Origin of the sequence: Paenibacillus sedimenti, from assembly GCF_014534655.1 — a bacterium.
In the GTDB taxonomy this organism is placed as follows: domain Bacteria; phylum Bacillota; class Bacilli; order Paenibacillales; family NBRC-103111; genus Paenibacillus_E; species Paenibacillus_E sedimenti.
Genome location: NZ_JACVVD010000001.1, coordinates 643860 through 662569, shown reverse-complemented (window position 1 = coordinate 662569; position 18710 = coordinate 643860). Strand labels below are relative to the sequence as shown.

Below are 18710 nucleotides of genomic sequence, written 5' to 3'. Positions count from 1 at the left end.
CCACGAATTTGTAAAATACCCGGAACGCAACATATGTACGATTCCGGGTACTGTTCTTAATAGAGATGTCTTGCCTACTCGACCTTCAAAAGTCTGAATTGCTGATTTTTACCGCCGTTATCCGTCCACTGAATCGCATTGGCACCGTCTGTCTTGGAACCGCCGGAAATGTCGATGAGCTTGCCGGTGGCCCTATTCTTCAACTTGAAATTCCCCCCGCCACTATCGATAATTTGCCACTGTTGACTGGTCCATCCGCCATCTGCCCACTGCTCGATGATCGCACCGTCGGCTGTCGATCCGCTCGAAACGCCAATCAACCTGCCGCTGTTGCGATTGACAATTTTGTAGTACCCGCTTCCGGCGCTGACGAATTGCCATTGCCCGCTGTACCATCCATTGTTCATATATTGTTCAAGATCGTCTCCATTAGCTGTTCCTTGAGAACGAACGTTCAAATCCCTTCCGCTATTACGATTCTCTAGCAGATAATATGCGCTAGTATCTATGGCTGGGGAAGATGCCGTAATGGTTCCTGTGGCCGTATCAATCGTGACCGAGCTGCCCCAACTCATGGAGAGTGAAGTGCTCGTCGGGAACGTAAGTGGCAGCCAAACATATCTGGAGTCCATCACCTTACTGCCCATCGCCCCTCCCCACCGGTCGCCCATGTAAAGGAATGAAGTCGTGCTGGATCCTTCAATCGGGAGCACATAAGCGCTTTGCGAATCATATGTTGTGCTGTCTCCAAAGTTCGAAAGACCGCTCCAAGTGCCTGTTATGCTAGTTGCAGTCGCATATTTGCCTTGATTAGGGTCCCATCCGGTCGCTCCCGAGGTCACCAGGAAGTAAACTCCATTCCTTTTAAACATTGCCGGAGCTTCCCGATATTGTCCGGCCCAAAGTGTCTGCACGAGAGAATCGACGCCAAGGAAATCGGAAGTCAGCTTATAAATATTCAAATCAGCATTAACTCTCGTCGCGGATATGAGATAAGCCGTTCCGTTATCATTATAAACTGTCATATCGCGGGAATCGTAACCGAGCGGACGGAAACTGCCTTGATACGTATAATTGCCGTCTACCGTACTCGAATAGGCGACAGCCGTGCGAGCTTGGCCGTAGTCCACTCCGTTTTCCCAATGCATCCACAAGACAAAATTGCCGGTTGAGCTGTTATAAATGACCTTCGGCCTCTCAATATTGGAGACGTTCAATTCTGCAGCCGAATTTTTCGTCAAGACGTCGTTGCGGAACTCCCAAGTCCTCAGATCGGTCGAGCGGTAACAGGATACCGCGTTGAACGTACCGTCCGAATTGCGATTCTCGCCAAACCAATAATAGTAACTGCCGACTTTAATAACACCGCCGCCATGAGCATGAATGACATTGCCGCTAGTATCTTTAAATTGAATGCCATTCTGGACGCTGACAGCGGCCGCTTCTGTCTTAGAAGCCAGTAGGGATGCACCTAGCAATTGCAGGCCGAGCAAAGCAACGAGCATGTAACATAACAAACGAGCCCACTGTTTTCTTTTCATTCATTCATCCTTCCTCTCTCTTTCATTTTTCGTGAATGTGACCTTGCTACAAGCTGCTTCAAGAAAACCTGCGGCATTGAATTAAGCGCTTTCAAAATGATTTGCCTATCACCTCCTTGACGATAACCATAATGGATTCAGTGCTCGATTTTCCACTGTACATTTGTGTGATGTATGAACTTTTCGTACATATAATTATTAATTTTTGAACAACTAAAAAAAGGCAGGCGAAAAATCATCACGATTTCATGCCTACCCATAACGTATCGAATTGCCTGTTAAACGGTGATTTTTGCGCTAATGATAGCCTGGCGATTCTTTCTTCTCTTCATGAGTTCGGGAAGTGAGATGCCGAACATCGTAACTGCCACACCTAGCCACTGCAGCCAATGGACGGACTCGTTCAGTACGACGAAAGACATCAGCACAGCCGCCGGCAGCTCAGCTGCACTGAGAATCGTGGCTAGCCCGCCGCCAATGCGCGGCACGCCGATTGCGAAGAACAACGGCGGAATGACGGCGCCGAAGAGCGCGAGAAGCAGCGCCCATGGCAGCAGCTCCTGATGCAGCGCTCCGTTCACGAGGAAATGCGGCGGAAACACCAGCATGACCAGCACGAAGGAGCCGGATTGCATGATCGCGCTGCGTGTAATCGGAGCGATGTGGTTCTCGACTTTCCCGCTAAGCGAAATGAACATCGTGTAAGTAACGGCTGAAAGTAAGCCGAGAGCGATCCCGATCCATGAAGTAGCCTCATGCGTTCCGCCCACAAAGCCACTTGCCATAATGATCCCTACAAAGAGAATCAGCAGCGAAATGATCTTATCCTTGCCTGGACGCTTACGCTCTATGATCGCCTCCAGAAGAATCCCCATCCAGGTAAACTGAAACAACAAAATGATGGAAAAAGATGCCGGAATATACTGCAATGCCGCGTAATAGAGCATTCCCGTTAAGCCCGATGCAGTACCGACGGCCATGAGCTTGAGCGCTTGACTGGGCGCTACTTTAAACGTGTTTTGCGTTAAATCTGCTCTGGCCGATTTTGCGGTCGCCAGCACCATGGTCCAAAGCATGACGACACCGAATAAATTTTGACTGCCGACGACTTCGCCGACGTGAAAGCCTGATTCATAAGCCTTCTTCACAAACGTTGATAACAAGCCGTAGCTGATTGCCCCGGCTAGCACAAATAAGATATGTTTCATGATACCTCCTTGCGAAAATGACAAAGACGGACTGTGCCCAGTCCGCCACGTTTTCGAATTATCCTATTATACAGAAAAACATGAATGAAATCGAGTGTACCGTTACGAAAAAATCGCGATTCGCATGCAAACAGACCTGGCAGATGCCCTTCACCTTTCAGCAAATGCACATAGTATAGATCGAGGTGATGGCCCTATGCCGAAATATCGCATCATCATTGATCTGTCGGACTTCCAGTTGTATCTTTTGGACGGGAATATCGTTACTCGGGGATTTCCTGTGGGGATTGGTAAAATGGTAACCAAAACGCCTACGGGGGAGTTTTATATCATCAATAAACAAGCCAATCCGGGGGGGCCGTACGGCGCATTCTGGATGGGCTTAAGCAAACCGCATTATGGCATCCACGGTACGAACGATCCCTCATCGATTGGCAGACGAACATCGCACGGTTGCGTTCGCATGTATAATGAGGATGTGCTGCAGCTAGCCGCAATTGTTCCCATCCATACCCGTGTGACGATCCGTCCATAACAAAAGCTCCCCGCAGTTCATCAACCGCGGAGAGCTTTTTCATGTCACCTGAGCCAATGGAATAGTGCTACAGCGCAAAAAAAGCAAGGGCTGCAAAGCCCCCGCCTCCTCGTACGTCATACTATTAGCTGCCACCGATTATCACTCGGTTTTGGGCAGCTGCGTTCTTTAAGTTTGGCCGCGATGCGAACGATACAACCACAGATGGAACAGGTTGTTCCGTTTAGCAGCTTAGGACAGGCCGTACAGGCCAGCAGCCGCTGTTGATACACGGAATCTGTAACACAATGTTCCACCGATTGGAACATTGGCGACGACAGTACGCGTGATATTTGCTCCTCCGTTATTTGATACTGGTCATGACAACCTTTGCATCGCCGGTTTTGCTCCATCGAATGCCCTAAACTGTTACTTCAAGCACAGTAACGGATCTCGGGGATAACTGCACTCGAATCTCATTGCCTTCCAAAGAATAGGAATGGAACGCCTGAGGTTTTACCGCTTCAGGCTGATCAAACGTGTTATGACCGTCAATCGCACTGGCAGTTAGTTCCGTACCGTTAATCTTCAAACCGCTCGCTCCTGCGATACCTCTAAGTTCAATTCGAACATCGCTACCTGCTGCAGGATCCAAATTACATAAGCTGACATGAATGCGACCTTGCTCATCCTTTGAAGCGGATACTGAGGTTTGCGGCATCTTGCGACCGTCATGCTCATAATAGTCACTTACCAAGTGAGTGTTTAGCAATGTCGCATCATGATGCACCTTGTACATATCGAAGACGTGGTACGTCGGCGTCAATAACATCCGTTCACCTTCGGTTAAAATGACGGACTGCAGCACGTTAACGACTTGTGCGATGTTCGCCATCTCTACACGGTCACAATGCTCATGGAAGATATGAAAATTAATTCCTGCAACTAAAGCATCGCGAATCGTATTCTGCTGGTACAAGAAGCCGGGATTCGTTCCAGATTCCACGTCGAACCATGTTCCCCACTCATCCACGATAAGACCTACCCGTTTCTCAGGATCATACTGGTCCATGATAGCTGAATGTTTGCGAATCAATTCGTCCATACGTTTTGTACGCTCCAGCGTTATGAACCATTCATCATTACTGAACCCTGTCGCACTGCCTTTATGCTGCCAGGAATCACCGGCAATCGTATAGTAATGCAAGCTGATGGCATCCATCATCTTGCCCGCTTCTTTCATTAAGGTCTCCATCCAATGGTAATCGTCCACGTTCGGACCGCACGCGATTCTATGAATTTTATTCTCACCGTAATTACGGACGTACGTTTGATATCTGCGGTACAAGTCCGCGTAATACTCAGGACGCATGTTTCCGCCGCAGCCCCAGTTTTCGTTGCCCACGCCGAAATAGCGAACGCGCCAAGGCTCTTCCCGCCCGTTTGAGCGGCGCCAGTCCGCCATCGGTGAAACGCCGTCAAAAGTCATGTACTCCACCCATTCCGACATTTCCTGAACAGTTCCGCTGCCCACATTCCCGCATATGTATGGCTCGCATTCGAGCAATTCGCATAGCAATAAAAATTCATGTGTACCGAAATGGTTATTTTCCAGAACGCCGCCCCAATGCGTGTTGATCATCTTTTTCCGCGATTCCAGCGGGCCAACGCCATCTTTCCAATGGTACTCGTCTGCAAAACATCCGCCCGGCCATCTGAGTACAGGGACTTTGATTTTTTTTAACGCTGCCAGCACATCGTTTCGAATGCCCTTCGTATTAGGAATAGGTGAATCCTCGCCTACCCAGATGCCTTCATAAATACATCGTCCCAAATGCTCGGAGAAATGTCCATAAATGTTACGGTTAATCTTACCCTTCGCCATATCGGCATTAATCGTTACATAGGTTGTCATCGTAGTGCACGCTCCTTTTGGATTAATATTTTAATTAACTAATTAACAATATCAATTATTACATCTCTATTTTAATCGCTAACTCTCAACTATTCAACTGTTTATGTAGAAAATATTATGGACGACAAAAAAAGAGAGGCACACGGCCTCCCTTCACATCTTAATCCAAGTATACCGCTTTCCCAGTGCGCGCCGATTCATAGATGGCCTCTAGAATATACGAAACGACATAGGCTTGTTCGGGTGTAACGACCGGTTCCGTATCTTCCTCAATCGCTTTGATCCACAGTCTCATTTCGACGTCAGGGGCACTTACTGAAGCGCCGTCATAGAAGGCAACGCCACCTGCTTTTAATTCGACATCCGTAGTGAATAAACGGCTGTTTTTTTCCCCGTTAATGCGCAGACCGCCCTTCATGTCTGCTCCACCCTCGGTACCGGATAATGAACACTTCGCTTCATCGACTTCGAGCGTATTGAGCGCCCAGCTGGATTCTAGAATAATGGTTGCTCCGTTTTCCATTACGATCATACCGAAAGCTGAATCCTCGACCGTAAATTTGCCGGGATCCCAAGGCCCCCAGGCGTTGGCAGCATTCTCTCGTTTGGACAGCTCGTGATATGCGGTACCCAGCACAACTTTGGGCTTATAGTTGTTCATCATCCAGAGCGTTAAATCCAACGCGTGCGTGCCGATATCAATGAGCGGACCTCCGCCTTGTTTTTCTTCATCGAGAAACACGCCCCAGGTTGGAACTGCTCGCCTGCGAATAGCATGTGCTTTGGCAAAATAAATATCACCAAGCTCGCCTTGTTCACAGAGCTCTTTTAGGTGCCAGCTGTCTGCCCGGTAGCGATTGTTGTATCCGACCGTCAGTTTTTTCCCGGAACGCTTAGCCGCTTCGACCATACGTTTCGCATCAGCAGCAGTCTTGGCCATAGGCTTCTCGCACATGACATGCTTGCCTGCTTCTAGAGCAGCAATGGCGATTACAGCATGGGAATCATTCGGCGTACAAACATGTACGATGTCCAGAGTAGGATCCTGCAGCAGCTCTCGGTAATCAGCGTATACTTTCGCGTCTTCATCGCCATACTCATCAGCCGCTTTCGTCGCGCGTTCAGCAACGATGTCACAAAACGCTGCCATTTGCACGTTAGCCAGTTTTTTCAGACTGGGCATATGTTTACCATTGGCAATTCCGCCGCAGCCAATAATTCCAATACGATAAATTTGAGACATAAGAGTACCTCCTGAATAGTTCAAATTATAATTGAATATCGACTTCGCGCTTCAATTGGGAGGAGCGAAGGATGCCATCGATAATGGCTTGGTTGCGTACGATGAGTTCCCCCGGGATCGGCGCCGGCTTATCTTCTTGCACAGCCTCCACGAAATCGCGCACTTTCTCATGAAACACGTTTTTGTTGTGTTCAATGAGTGGGATCGCGCTTTCCGTATGGTGGCCTCTAACATCATGATACATCGTGATGGAACCGACCTTACCGTCGAACACTCCGCTCCAGGACCCTTTCCCTGCCGGTGTGACTTTAAGTCCGGCTTCGGTACCGAGAAAGATCGTCGGTCCAAGCGTATCCATATGCATGGCCCAGGATATTTTGAAGTTGAGAACGAGATCTCCTTCGAAGCGGACCATTGCAACACCGAAGTCTTCGACGTCGAATTGGCTTGCCTCTTTATGAAATTTTGGATTCGTCCCAAAATGATTCGAGCTGTAAGCGGATACGGTAAGCGGTTTCGGATAGCCCATTGCATTCAGCGCCATATCCAGCGAGTAGCAGCCGATATCTGCGATCGCCCCAGCTCCGGCAATGTCCTTGCGAATGAACGTACCGCCAGGCATTCCTCTGCGGCGCCCTCCGCCGGTTTCCACGTAGTAAACCTTGCCCAATTGCCCGGATTGAACCAGATCCTGGATGATCTTCATGTTCGGGTCATATCTCGGTTGAAATCCAACATTGAGCATATACCCCGTCTTCGCAGCCGTTTGCGCCATTTCCACCGCTTCCTCCAGCGTAACGGACATCGGCTTTTCCAACATGACATGCTTGCCTGCACGGAGGGCATCCAGAGTTGTCTGATAATGTGCGACATTCGGTGTACAGATGCTCACTGCGTCTAGTTCGAGCTCAAGAAGCTGTTTATAATCGTCAAAAGCTCGCGCAGAAGTCAGATTCCAATGACTCACAAATTGAGCTGACTTGTCCGGTATGACATCGGCGACAGCAACAATTTCGACATCACTCAGCTCTCGGTAAGCTTTAACATGGGCGCCGGCTATGCCGCCGCTGCCAATAATTCCTATCTTTAACTTCCTGCTCATCTAAATCCCTCTTTTCCCGCAAACTTCATTCTGCCTCTATGTGAAATGAAGACATCTGTCATTAATGTAGCACAGGAAAACTTATAATTTTAGTCTAACTTCAGGACAAGGAAAGTACGAAAATGCGACATCGGTCAAAGAAAAACGGAGCCTCCTTCAAGGAAGGGACTCCGTTTCCGGTCTGGATCGTTTATTGGCCGATCAACTTAAAATCGTCGTAATGAAACCCTGGTGCGACTACGCAGGATACGAACACAGGCTCATTCCCAAGAGGCTTCGCTTTCTGCCACACATTCGCCGGAACAAGCGCTTGCGGCTGCTGACCATTCAGCACATCGGGGCCGAGAATGATTTCCTGCGCTGTCTCAGGATACTCGCCCGTTCCGCCCAGCGTGAGCACGAGGGGGCTGCCTGAATGCCATAGCCATAATTCATCAGACAATACGGTGTGCCACTCCGAGTATTCGTCCGGATGAAGCAGAAAATAGATCGAAGTCGCCGCATAACGCGAGCCGGAATAAGCATCGTTCAATACGTCTTTCGGGATTTCGAAGGATGCTTTCCAAAGCTCCTTGTACCATCCGCCTTCCCGGTGAGGCTTTAAATCCAACGCTTGAACAAGTGGCGATAGTTGTTTGGTTATCATATGGTTTCTCTCTTTTCTCTTTATTATATCCGATGCACAGGAAGTGAAAACGAAATGCTGCAGCCTTGGCCCAGACGGCTTTCCGCCCAAATCTGGCCGCCATGGTATTGCACGATTTCCTTGGCGATGGCTAGCCCCAAACCGCTGCCCCCCGTCGTGCTGCGGGATTTGGAAGCTTTATAGAAGCGTTCGAAAATGTGCGGAAGATCTTCTTCGCTAATCCCCACACCGGAATCGGTAACCCGGATGATAAGCTCACTCGGCTCCCCTGCAATCTCCGCATGGACGCCGATATTCCCGCCTTTGGGCGTGAACTTTATCGCATTGTACAAAATATTCGCATACACCTGCTCAATGCGGTCGGTATCGACGGTCAACAGCATGTCTTCGCCTTCAATGAACTGCATATCCAACGTGTAGGCAATGCCGGCATTCGCCGCATCCAATTCGTATTTGGCGAAAAGCTGCCTGACCATGGCTCCGCTCGTCGTCGGAGCCAGCTGGAAGTGGAATTGTTTCGTTTCCAACCTGCTCAGCTGGTATAAATCCGTGATTAGACGCTGAATGCCGACAATGCGCATGTGGACGACCGACAGGTACTTCCGCTGCTCATCCGGATCCTGGATGACGCCATCAAGTATAGCTTCTACATATCCTTGGATGGAAGTAAGCGGCGTGCCTAGATCATGCGATATGTTGGAAAGCAAATCGCGACGCGAAGTCTCCATCAATGTGAGTTCATTCGTCCGCTCTCTGACTTTTGCCTCCAAATCATTGTACAACCGCGCATTCTCGATGGAGATTGCAGCCTGAGCTGACAGAAGTTTGATAATGTCAAGCCGTTCGGAGGTAAAGGCGTTGCGGATGAGATTATTTTCAAGATACAGCACACCGACCAGATTGCCCTGATGCAGAATTGGCTCGCAGAAGATCGACTTGCTTTCAACATTCCGAATGTAAGGATCATGCGTAAAAAATCCTTTATTGGCCGCATCGTCCAGGACGACGCCTTCTTTCGTCCGAGCCACATATTGAATGACGGCAGCCGGCAAATCTTCTCTCGTTTCCAGAGGCACAGAGGTTACTTTGCTGAATTCTTTTCCTTCACGGGCCAATGATTCCGTCCGCATTTCCGCTTCAACGAAAAGATTTTCGCGATCTTTCAAGACGAGAATACAACGCTCCGCCCCTGATGAGTAGGTCACGATTTCCATAAGCCGTTTCAGCAGCTGCTCCAGGTTGACTTCACTGGATAATGATCGGGAAGTATTCATAATCGTCACAAAATCAAGCGCTTGAAGCGAATAGTCACTAATCTTCGTCGTGCTCCAATCTTGCGACTCTTTGAGCGATGTTAAATAGGTCGGATAGCGAAGCTTTAGCTCGTCCGCCTTGGCTTTTGCCCCCCAGCTGAGATACCCGTAATAGGCATCCGTCAGGTAGGTTTTGGCGATTTTCTCGCGCAAAGCGTCTCTGTACAGTTTGCCCGCAAGCTCGCAGGCTAACGCTTCATGCTGGATGAAGCCCTGCTCCCGCGCTTGTCGGATAGATGCTTCATAACCCAGTTCCGCCTTTTGGAATTGGCCGGTTACGCGATTCCACTCCGCTCGCATCAAAAGGCTAAGATGCAAATAATTTTCCTGACAATTCGCGGCCCATTTATCCATTTTCCGCAGCATCCTGGACATTTGCTTGCTGTATAGTTTACGTTCGTGTATGGATGCTTTTTTATAAATACTCGTAATCGACAGCGCCAAATAGAAATATTGCTCAGGAATGTGAAACAATCCAAACGAGACGGTTTGCATCGCTTCGGCGGCCATGCCGGTTTTGACGGCATCTTCATACTGACCGAACAAATAGTATAGCATCATCTTTTTGACCGAGTAAACATGCAAGATCACTTGATTCGGATGCACTTCCAACTTTTTCAAGAAGCGCTTCTCCTCTTCCTCATCCTTACCGATGACTAACGGATTGGAGGATTGCCCCTCCAGATTATGAATGACCATGCGGAGCATCTCCAGCATTAACAGCGTATCATGATGGTTCGTTTGCTCCAAAATCCGGTAGTGCTTGGACAAATCTTCATAAACTTCAATAAGAGGCACGCCCCGAATATCTTGGACCAGAACTTGATACGTCAGCGCATATCCGGTGAAGACCAAATCACCGTCCTCAATTCCGCTCCGGAACGATTCCTGCAAATGATCCATACAAACCTGAAAAGGCTTCACCCAAGAGCTGACAAACAGCCCGAAGGAGAAATGGCTTTTACTGCGATACTGATGGGATTGGAACTTCGCATTCAATCTGGCACCAAGCAAGCCATACTCATAGCCCCGTTGATAGTCTCCAAATCCTGAGCCGAGGATAAGACCATAACACGTATAAACATATGACATCGCCGGTGAATTGCCGTATTTCAATGAATACTTGGTCATCGTAAACATGAATAACACGTACAGATTCGTATTCGTAAAGTACGCCGAGATCGCTACGCTCATCATAAGGTTCATCAGTTTAAGCATATACTCGTCATTCAATAACGGTAAATTGTACAGATCCGATGTACTTTTGCGGCCAATCATGAGCTTGAGCTTCAAATACTCCTGAAAAATTTGCAGATCTGTCGGCTTGCTTGGAATCCGTATGCCTAGCTTGGACAATGCCTCCAGTCCCACCTCTACGCTCTTATGCTGCTTGCCGACATTGGTATACAAAATAACCTGCAAATTGTACAATTCCAGCTTAAGCTCTTCAGTTGGAGCAGCGGCAAGCAAAAGCGAATATAATTTTTCCGCTTCATCGGCCTGGCCATTTAAATACAGCGCCTCGGCGGTTTCCAACCGTATGACAAAGCTCTGATCACATAGAGTGCTGCCTTCTTTTTGCTGCAACAAGACAATCGCTTTATTATAGTATTCCAGAGCGGACTTGTACGCATTGGATGCTTTCGCTTTTCTCCCCGCAGCCAAATTCAACTCCATCAGCCGTATACGCTGTTCATGTTTGCTTAACAAATCGGATCCGATATTCATATGATTGACGACTTCAAAAAGGCGTTGACCGGCCTCGATATCCGGCAAATCGCTCAACAGCTTGAAGGACATGCTCAGGTGCATCTCCGTCAGGGCTGACGCTTCAATCGATCCGTACACCGCTTCTTGAATGGAATCATGCACGAAGGTGAAACGGATGTCCTTCGCTTCCGCATCATCGTGCAATTCGCTGAAAAATTTGTAGTCCGTCCCTACCGGAATGATTAATCCGGTCTGAATCGGCCCTTCAAGCTCGCGCAGCACATTCGTGAAAGGCGTCCCCGTTACAATACCAAGCGCTTCAAGATCAAATGTTACGCCTAAACATGCGGCTAAGCGCAGCAAATGCTGCGTCCTCTCCGGAAGCCGGAGGAGCTTCTCAGCCAAAAGAAACATCAGATTATCGGTAATCCGCAATTTCCGAATTTCTTCCATGTCCCAAACCCACCGTTTGGCAACATAGCTGAATGTCAGCAAGCTTTGTTCATATAGGGTGACCAGAAATTGCTTAACGAAAAATGGATTCCCCCCGGTTTTCTCCATAACGAGCTCTGCCAGCTGGGCAGCTTGCTGCAACTCGATTCTGAGCGCTCCCGCGACAAGCTGCCGGACCGCCTCAATCTGTAATGATTTCAACGCGATAGACTCCGAAACCAGTCGAGACGGCAATTTATCCATCCATTGCGCATGTTCTGAAGATTGGGTTATACACTCACGATCGCTTCGATAAGAACCAATGAACAGAAAATACTGCATCTGTGAGTCGCACAGGAGCATTTCGAGAAACTGAAGCGATCCGGTATCGGCCCACTGGAGATCATCGAGAAACAAGACGATGGGTCGCTCTTTCACAGCAAAAAGAATGAGAAACTGCTGCAGTAAATAATGCAGCCGGTTTTGCGTCTCTTGCGGCGGAAGCGGCTTTGCTTGCGGCTGTTCGCCGATCAGAAGCTCAAGCTCCGGAACCAGCTCAATCAGCACCTTCCCGCTCGTGCCGAGAAGGGTTTTCAGGCGCTGCCTGTAAAGTTCGATCTGCTCATCTTTTTCAGTAAGCAGCTGCCGTACCAACTGACGCAATGCCCTGGATAACGCATAATAGGAAATCTGCTGTTTATTCGGTTCAAAACGGCCGGAAAGGAACCAGCCATTATCGTTCATAATCGTCTTCATCGTCTCTGCGATGAGGAACGATTTCCCATTTCCGGACTCACCAGAAACCCAAACCGCTTCAAGCGATCCTTGCACGGCACGCTGATACACCTGCAGCAATTTTTCGATTTCTCGTTCTCTTCCGTAAAGCCTATGTGGAATATGGAACACATCGGTCATATCCGATTGACCAACCTCGAAAGACTCCATTCCTTCCCGCTTCTCGCACATCGCCAAGCAGCGCTCCAGATCTTGAATGATGCCGAATGCGCTTTGATAGCGGTCTTCCGCATTTTTGGCAAGCAGCTTCTTCACGATATCGGACAAAGGCTTCGGTATGCCCATGCGCAAACTGTCAAGCGGCGCCGGGGAAACCGCAAAATGACAATGAATCAGCTCCACGGGATCTTCCGTCTGAAACGGCAGACGGCCGGTGAGCATCTCATAAAAGGTGACGCCTAATGAGTAGTAGTCTGAACGGTAGTCGATGATCCGGTTCATGCGGCCTGTCTGTTCGGGGGACATGTAACTCAGCGTTCCTTCCAGCATCGAGGGATCCAGCATCTCCTGCCGCTCTTTGGAAAACGAAGAAATACTGAAGTCAGCCAGTTTCATAATGTTTTTTTCCGGATTGATGATAATATTGCTTGGTTTAATATCTTTATGAATGACGAAACGATGATGAATGTCTCCAACAATCTTGACCAGTTGAATAGCCGCCGTCAAAAAGGTAGGCAGCGACTGGCGAAATACAGGAAAATAAGCCGATAGCGTCTCGCCGTCGAAATCTTCCAACACGAGCGCAACGCTGTTCTGATGCTTGAGAAGCGCTAACGGCTTCACGATGCCGGGAATCTGCAGGTGTTTCCCAATCTCATATTCCCTTTTCATTCTCGAAAGCTCAGGCGGTGTCGGGAATTCGTTGCGAAGCATCTTGATGATGACCTTTTCCATCGACTGACGATGAGAAGCACGGTAAAGCACAGTACGGTCGCCCTGATAAATTTGCCTGATCACATCGTATTCGGGCAATGTAAACATGATGAACCTCCCAACAAAGTCCCCAAAAAGTGACCCTTAAGCATTACAGCAGCTTCCCGTCCCACGGAAGCCCTTTATCATAGCGATGCTGGTCATGCTTGCGCCAGCGTTTGAGCCAATCGATTCCTAAAGCTTCAAATCTGTACATTTCCCAAATCTCACACAAATCCTCGGCCCGGCCATCTTTTTCAAGTATCGCATTGACCGCTCGTCTTGCCGCTTCATTAGCGCCTTCCATCGTGGCAAGATTGGTATTCGTCCGTACATAATCGGAGGCTAAGAACAAGTTAGGAATGCCCGTGTATGCGTTCGGCCGCAAGTCCCATGTACCCACTTTATTAATAAGCAATGGCTCCATATTGACGACTCCGTGCGGGTTATCAAAATGAATATCGGTATCCAGGAACCATGAATGAAGAACTTCATCCTCTAATATGACGGCGCCGTCGACATTCAGGCTTTTTTTCATTTGGGCCCAAACCTCAGCCTTGATTTCCTCCGCCGTACATTCCATGGCAGGTTTGCCGTACAATATGCCCGGCGATTCCCAATCGGAAATGTCGACAGATAAAATGCCTTTCACATTGCCGTCACCGTACTCGCTCAGGTTGACATCCGGCCAGAACTGCTTCTGGGAGACAGACGTTAGCGACCAAGGCGCATCCAAATAAATGACATGACCGTGCGTGATCGTCACATCCTCTTTCAAATAATACTGGATGCCGTTCATCCAAGCGACGGAATCTTTTAATTTTACTATCCCTTCTAGCCCCGGGTCTGCTTGCAGCATCTCATCCGTTACGAAGGCAGCCATCACTTCTACGGGAAATGCAGCTATGTAATAATCGGCTTCGACAACATATGTACGTCCCTCTTCCAAAATCGTAACGCCCGTGATCGCGCCGTCTACGCAATCCATACTTTTTACTTCGGCGGATATGCGGTAGTCAACACCTTGATCCCGAAGATAGGTCAGCCAAGGATAAATCCATTTATCGTTGGTCGGGCCGTTCAGCAGGCGCACAAAGCTCGTACCTGGCGTCGTAATATCCATCGTCATCTGAACCGCAACAGGCCCGACGGTTTGGGTATTCGCGATTTTGGATTGGCAGGCGACGAGCGTTTTCGTAAATCCGGCAAAAATTTTCTGGAATGCCTCCGACTGTTCCTGCGCTTCAATGAAAGTCCACCAGTCGATCAGATTATACTCCTCTTGAATCCGCTGTTCGCAGCTCGTCATAATTTGCCAGAGCTTGTCCCCGTATTGTTCCATGTCGGCCAGGGATAAGCCCAACCGGCTATCGAACAAATCCTTGATAATCACTTTGAAATCATCGAACGTGAACTGAATTTTGGCCAAGAGCGGCAGCAGCGGTGCCGTAAACGTAGCGATATCCAGACGCGTCACTTCCATTAAGTTATCGTAAACGGTATCTTCGCCGTAAGGAATGCGTTTGAGCGTATCGATCACATGTCTGTAAAACCGAGGGAACAAACGGAAACCGTGCTCTCCGGGCAAATCCCGTCTGCCGCCAATCCCGCTTCCCGTAAAAGGCATGCTTCTTGCCTTGCCACCCGGGATCGATTTAAATTCATAGACGGATACCGCATACCCTCTTTCAATCAATTCATGTGCGGCGCTTAATCCAGCGACACCGCCTCCCAATATTGCGACTTTTTTCATCATTTTTCCCCTCTCGTTATGTTGCCTTATGTAAAATTGTCAGATGAAACCATAATATCATCTAGGTCTTTTGAAGCATAGACATAACTTTTTTAAGTTTTGTTAGTTTAAACACATAATTCCCCAGATAAATATGTTACGATGTCATTCGTGTCAACCTGCTGCATGCAGGAAAAATTAAATAGAGAAAGGATTATTGAATCATGTCACGTTCAATACCCCCAAAACCGCGCCGAATGGCGGCACTCCTCATCGCTTGTATGATGATGGTAACCAGCCTCACCTACTTCGGCGCCCCGCCTTACGCAGAGGCAGCAGCCGATATCCAAGTATCCGCGCAAGCCGCCTCATCGCCAATCCCTGCTGCCTCAACCACCACCGTACAAGTCAATCTCACCTCATCCGAAACAACCGCCGTCATGATCGATATGGAAATATTCGACGCTTCCCTCAAACGTGTAGATCAGATTGTTGTCGATAACATTAACGTCACCGCAGGTGAAGCCAAGACTGTTCCGGTCAACTGGAAAGTACCTGCAAGCCTTCCGCAAGGAACTTATATCATCAGCTTGGGCATCTTCGGAGCCGGATGGAATCCGAACATCAATCAATGGTTCGCCGGTGTTGCAAGCGTCCAAATCACCGGAGGTACTGGTGGAGAGCCTGATCCACAGCCTACACTTCCAGCTCCTCAGCAATTGCAAGCCACCACGCAAAAAAATGACGTTACGCTGACCTGGAATCCGGTAGCCGGAGCAACCGCCTATGAGGTTGAGACCGATGGAATCATCGCTCCTGGGGTCACATCAACCTCTTACACGCATAGCAATCTCCAAGCGAACACAACACACACATACAAAGTACGAGCTGCAAATGGAACAACCCCTGGTGCATGGAGTGCACCGGTAACCGTTCAAACTTTACCCGATATCGTTGTTTCGCCGACAAACGGCATTAAAGTTGCCGTTAACACCGGTAATAACCCTACTGGCGTTATGCTGGGGCCAAACTTTAAAATCACGAATACGGGCAATACCCCGATTAACCTCAGCGACCTCGCAATTCGTTACTATTTCACCATTGATGGTGAAGAAAAGCCGCTATCCATCGGTTTTTGGTGCTCCGTTCCCGCCTATCAAACCAGCGTTATCACCCAATTTGTGAAAATGCCGATCCCATCCGCAACGGCCGACCGTTATCTGGAAATCAGCTTTACTCCTGCCGCCGGAACGCTAGCTCCCGGAGCGGATGTACTAATGAACACGTGGATAAACAAAAGCGATTGGTCCAATTTTGATCAATCCAACGATTATTCATATACCGGTACTACGGAAATAACGGATAGCGATAAAGCAACCGGCTATGTATCCGGTAATCTGAAGTGGGGAACAGAGCCGACGCTGCTGGATCTTCCTGCTTTTCCAAGCAACATCGCGGCTTCACCGGCCGATACTTCCATCGCGTTATCTTGGAATGCGGTTCAAGGAGCAACCAGCTATGATGTTTTGGCAGACGGCGTGCTGCACGAGAATATGGTCAACACTTCTTTTGTTCATAACTGGTTGAAAAGCGGTACACGCCACACTTATTACGTCCGCTCGCATCAAGACGGCAAGGTTGGCGTCTGGAGCTCCGCCGTATCCGTGAAAACAACCGGCCTGCAAAACATCCCCGCTCCGGTCAACGTGAAATCGAAGAGAACAGATACAGCCATTACGTTAACCTGGGATGCTCCCGATGCCGTTATTACCGGATACGACATTGAGATTGACGGTCTTGTCATCGACAATGGCATGAATGCCTCCTACAACGATACGAATTTGACGCCGGGTACAACACACACCTACCGGGTAAGAGCCAAAGAAAACACGACGATCGGCGATTGGAGTACACTACTTACGCTGGGCACAACGAATACCCCGAACGGTCCTTTCAGTGTTAACTTCAGCATCGATCCTTCCGCGGATCGTGTACCAATCTCCCCTTTTATTTACGGAACAAATGATGATCTCTCCGATTCTAACAACTGGACGGCCAGAAGAATTGGCGGCAATCGTTTATCCACGTATAACTGGGAAAACAACGCTTCGAACTCTGGCGATGACGCCGGTCACCATAGCGATGGTTATGTAGCCCATTACTACGGCGGCGTTCCGTGGGGACAGGATTCCTCGGAGCCAGGCATTGGTTTCACTGGCTTCCACCGAAAATCTTTAACCAAAGACGCGTATTCGCTTGTTACGCTGCAAACCGCGGGTTATGTTGCCAAGGATAAGAACGGTTATGTCACCCAGTCAGAGACAGCCCCTTCTTCCAGATGGGTACTCGTGCAAGCTGCCAAAAACGGTCCGCTCAGCCTTCAGCCGGATTTGAACGATAACCGCGTCTATATCGATGAGTTCGTTCATTACCTCACGAACAAATTCGGAAACGCATCGACGCCTACAGGCATTAAAGGTTACGAGCTCGACAACGAACCTGGACTCTGGCATAAAACGCATCACTATATGCACCCTGAGCGGCCAAAAGCGGCCGAAGTGCTGAATAAAGGTCTCGATACGGCAAAAGCCGTGAAAAACGTCGATTCGAGCGCCCAAATATTCGGGCCCGTCACCTACGGATTCGACGATATGCACAGCATGTACGTGGCCAGCGACTGGCCTGCCTTGAAAGGAAACTATAGTTGGTACCTTGACTATTATCTGGATCAATTCCGCGCTGCTTCAGCGCAGGAAAACAAGCGTCTGCTTGATGTTCTGGATACGCACTGGTATCCGGAAACTTCCGGCGATGCTTCGCTTGGCGGCAAACGAATCCAAGACCCTGCCGGCAGCGACAACCTAGCGACGAATAAAGCGCGCCTCCAAGCGCCAAGGCAGCTGTGGGATACCAGCTATACAGAGTCGAACAGCTGGTTGTTCAAAGATTACAGCTCCTTCTTCCCATTGATCCCTCGATTGCAGCAATCCATTGACACTTACAATCCCGGAACGAAATTAGCTTTCACCGAGTATAACTATGGCGCTGAAAACAACATTTATGGCGGAATCGCGCAAGCCGATGTGTTCGGCATATACGGGAAATATGGCGTCTACATGGCCAATTTCTGGAGAATGACGGACGCCCAATCAGGTTCGGCCTATATCTCCTCCGCATTGAATCTGTACACGAACTACGATGGAAACAATGGTACGTTCGGCGACACGAAGGTGAAAGCCGAAACTTCCGATATCGAGAACAGCTCCATCTACGGCTCCGTTTTTAAGGACAGCAACAATGACCTGCATCTCATTGTGCTTAATAAAAACATGGACTACGACATGAATGCCGTATTCAACATCGCTGGAGCAGGATACACAACAGCACGCGTGTGGGCATTCGATCAGACCAGCTCCGAGGTTACGGAAAGACAGCCTATTGCGGACATCAACGGCAGTTCATTTACGTATACCGTTCCAAAATTAACAGCATGCCATATCGTTTTGAAAGCTTCTCGCTAAAGAAGACAAAAGGACAGCCGAGCCCTAGCGCTCGCGCTGTCCTTTGTTTCTATCCGGCGTTCCTTCAGGTATACTATATGATAATACGTTGAACTCAAATCCCCCTTTACCTGCGAATAGTATGTT

The 18710-nt window shown here is 48.8% G+C and carries 11 protein-coding genes and 1 pseudogene; 2 read left to right on the top strand and 10 right to left on the bottom strand.

All coding sequences use genetic code 11. From position 1 onward, the window contains the following. Positions 1 to 74: 74 nt before the first annotated feature. Complete coding sequence (locus tag ICC18_RS02300; protein WP_188172753.1) at positions 75 to 1541, bottom strand: RICIN domain-containing protein; 1467 nt, start codon at positions 1539 to 1541, stop codon at positions 75 to 77. A 278-nt stretch (positions 1542 to 1819) separates the two neighbouring features. After that, positions 1820 to 2749 carry an EamA family transporter gene (locus ICC18_RS02295; RefSeq protein ID WP_188172752.1) on the bottom strand — a complete coding sequence of 310 codons (930 nt, stop codon included), beginning with the start codon at positions 2747 to 2749 and terminating at the stop codon, positions 1820 to 1822. A gap of 196 nt (positions 2750 to 2945) precedes the next feature. Between ICC18_RS02295 and ICC18_RS02290 the strand changes: the two genes are divergently transcribed. Then, positions 2946 to 3284 carry a L,D-transpeptidase gene (locus ICC18_RS02290; RefSeq protein ID WP_188172751.1) on the top strand — a complete coding sequence of 113 codons (339 nt, stop codon included), beginning with the start codon at positions 2946 to 2948 and terminating at the stop codon, positions 3282 to 3284. A gap of 116 nt (positions 3285 to 3400) precedes the next feature. On the opposite strand, the gene ICC18_RS33565 is transcribed toward ICC18_RS02290, so the two are convergent. The 8 genes and pseudogenes from ICC18_RS33565 to ICC18_RS02260 form a co-directional block, all read right to left on the bottom strand. Continuing rightward, positions 3401 to 3592 (bottom strand): DUF6171 family protein, encoded by a 192-nt coding sequence (locus tag ICC18_RS33565; protein WP_312029482.1) that lies wholly within the window; start codon positions 3590 to 3592, stop codon positions 3401 to 3403. A gap of 92 nt (positions 3593 to 3684) precedes the next feature. After that, on the bottom strand, positions 3685 to 5178 hold the full coding sequence (locus ICC18_RS02285; protein ID WP_188172750.1) for an alpha-N-arabinofuranosidase: 1494 nt from the start codon (positions 5176 to 5178) through the stop codon (positions 3685 to 3687). A gap of 160 nt (positions 5179 to 5338) precedes the next feature. Continuing rightward, entirely contained in the window at positions 5339 to 6421 is a 1083-nt protein-coding gene (locus ICC18_RS02280; RefSeq protein ID WP_188172749.1) for a Gfo/Idh/MocA family protein, read from the bottom strand. Between the two features lie 25 nt (positions 6422 to 6446). Further along, positions 6447 to 7523 (bottom strand): Gfo/Idh/MocA family protein, encoded by a 1077-nt coding sequence (locus tag ICC18_RS02275; RefSeq protein ID WP_188172748.1) that lies wholly within the window; start codon positions 7521 to 7523, stop codon positions 6447 to 6449. 190 nt (positions 7524 to 7713) lie between these two features. Next, positions 7714 to 8166, bottom strand: a complete 453-nt coding sequence (locus ICC18_RS02270; RefSeq protein ID WP_188173199.1) for a cupin domain-containing protein — start codon at positions 8164 to 8166, stop codon at positions 7714 to 7716. Between the two features lie 26 nt (positions 8167 to 8192). Next, a complete protein-coding gene (locus ICC18_RS34700) occupies positions 8193 to 8696 on the bottom strand; it encodes a sensor histidine kinase (protein WP_376745605.1) in 504 nt (167 codons plus the stop codon). A 3-nt stretch (positions 8697 to 8699) separates the two neighbouring features. Continuing rightward, positions 8700 to 13400, bottom strand: a pseudogene (locus tag ICC18_RS02265) (AAA family ATPase); the annotation flags it as partial. Positions 13401 to 13443: 43 nt separating this feature from the next. Continuing rightward, on the bottom strand, positions 13444 to 15087 hold the full coding sequence (locus ICC18_RS02260) for a hydroxysqualene dehydroxylase (protein WP_188172746.1): 1644 nt from the start codon (positions 15085 to 15087) through the stop codon (positions 13444 to 13446). A 200-nt stretch (positions 15088 to 15287) separates the two neighbouring features. Here ICC18_RS02260 and ICC18_RS02255 point away from each other — a divergent pair, with 200 nt between their 5' ends. Beyond that, positions 15288 to 18584: a glycoside hydrolase family 44 protein gene (locus ICC18_RS02255; protein WP_188172745.1), complete on the top strand. Its 3297-nt coding sequence runs from the start codon at positions 15288 to 15290 to the stop codon at positions 18582 to 18584. The last annotated feature ends 126 nt before the right edge of the window (positions 18585 to 18710 follow it).

Bases quoted from the DNA above. Each gene is read 5' to 3' on its own strand.
- ICC18_RS02300 (WP_188172753.1), bottom strand. From the start codon at position 1,541: ATGAAAAGAAAACAGTGGGCTCGTTTGTTATGTTACATGCTCGTTGCT.
- ICC18_RS02295 (WP_188172752.1), bottom strand. From the start codon at position 2,749: ATGAAACATATCTTATTTGTGCTAGCCGGGGCAATCAGCTACGGCTTG.
- ICC18_RS02290 (WP_188172751.1), top strand. From the start codon at position 2,946: ATGCCGAAATATCGCATCATCATTGATCTGTCGGACTTCCAGTTGTAT.
- ICC18_RS33565 (WP_312029482.1), bottom strand. From the start codon at position 3,592: ATGTTCCAATCGGTGGAACATTGTGTTACAGATTCCGTGTATCAACAG.
- ICC18_RS02285 (WP_188172750.1), bottom strand. From the start codon at position 5,178: ATGACAACCTATGTAACGATTAATGCCGATATGGCGAAGGGTAAGATT.
- ICC18_RS02280 (WP_188172749.1), bottom strand. From the start codon at position 6,421: ATGTCTCAAATTTATCGTATTGGAATTATTGGCTGCGGCGGAATTGCC.
- ICC18_RS02275 (WP_188172748.1), bottom strand. From the start codon at position 7,523: ATGAGCAGGAAGTTAAAGATAGGAATTATTGGCAGCGGCGGCATAGCC.
- ICC18_RS02260 (WP_188172746.1), bottom strand. From the start codon at position 15,087: ATGATGAAAAAAGTCGCAATATTGGGAGGCGGTGTCGCTGGATTAAGC.
- ICC18_RS02255 (WP_188172745.1), top strand. From the start codon at position 15,288: ATGTCACGTTCAATACCCCCAAAACCGCGCCGAATGGCGGCACTCCTC.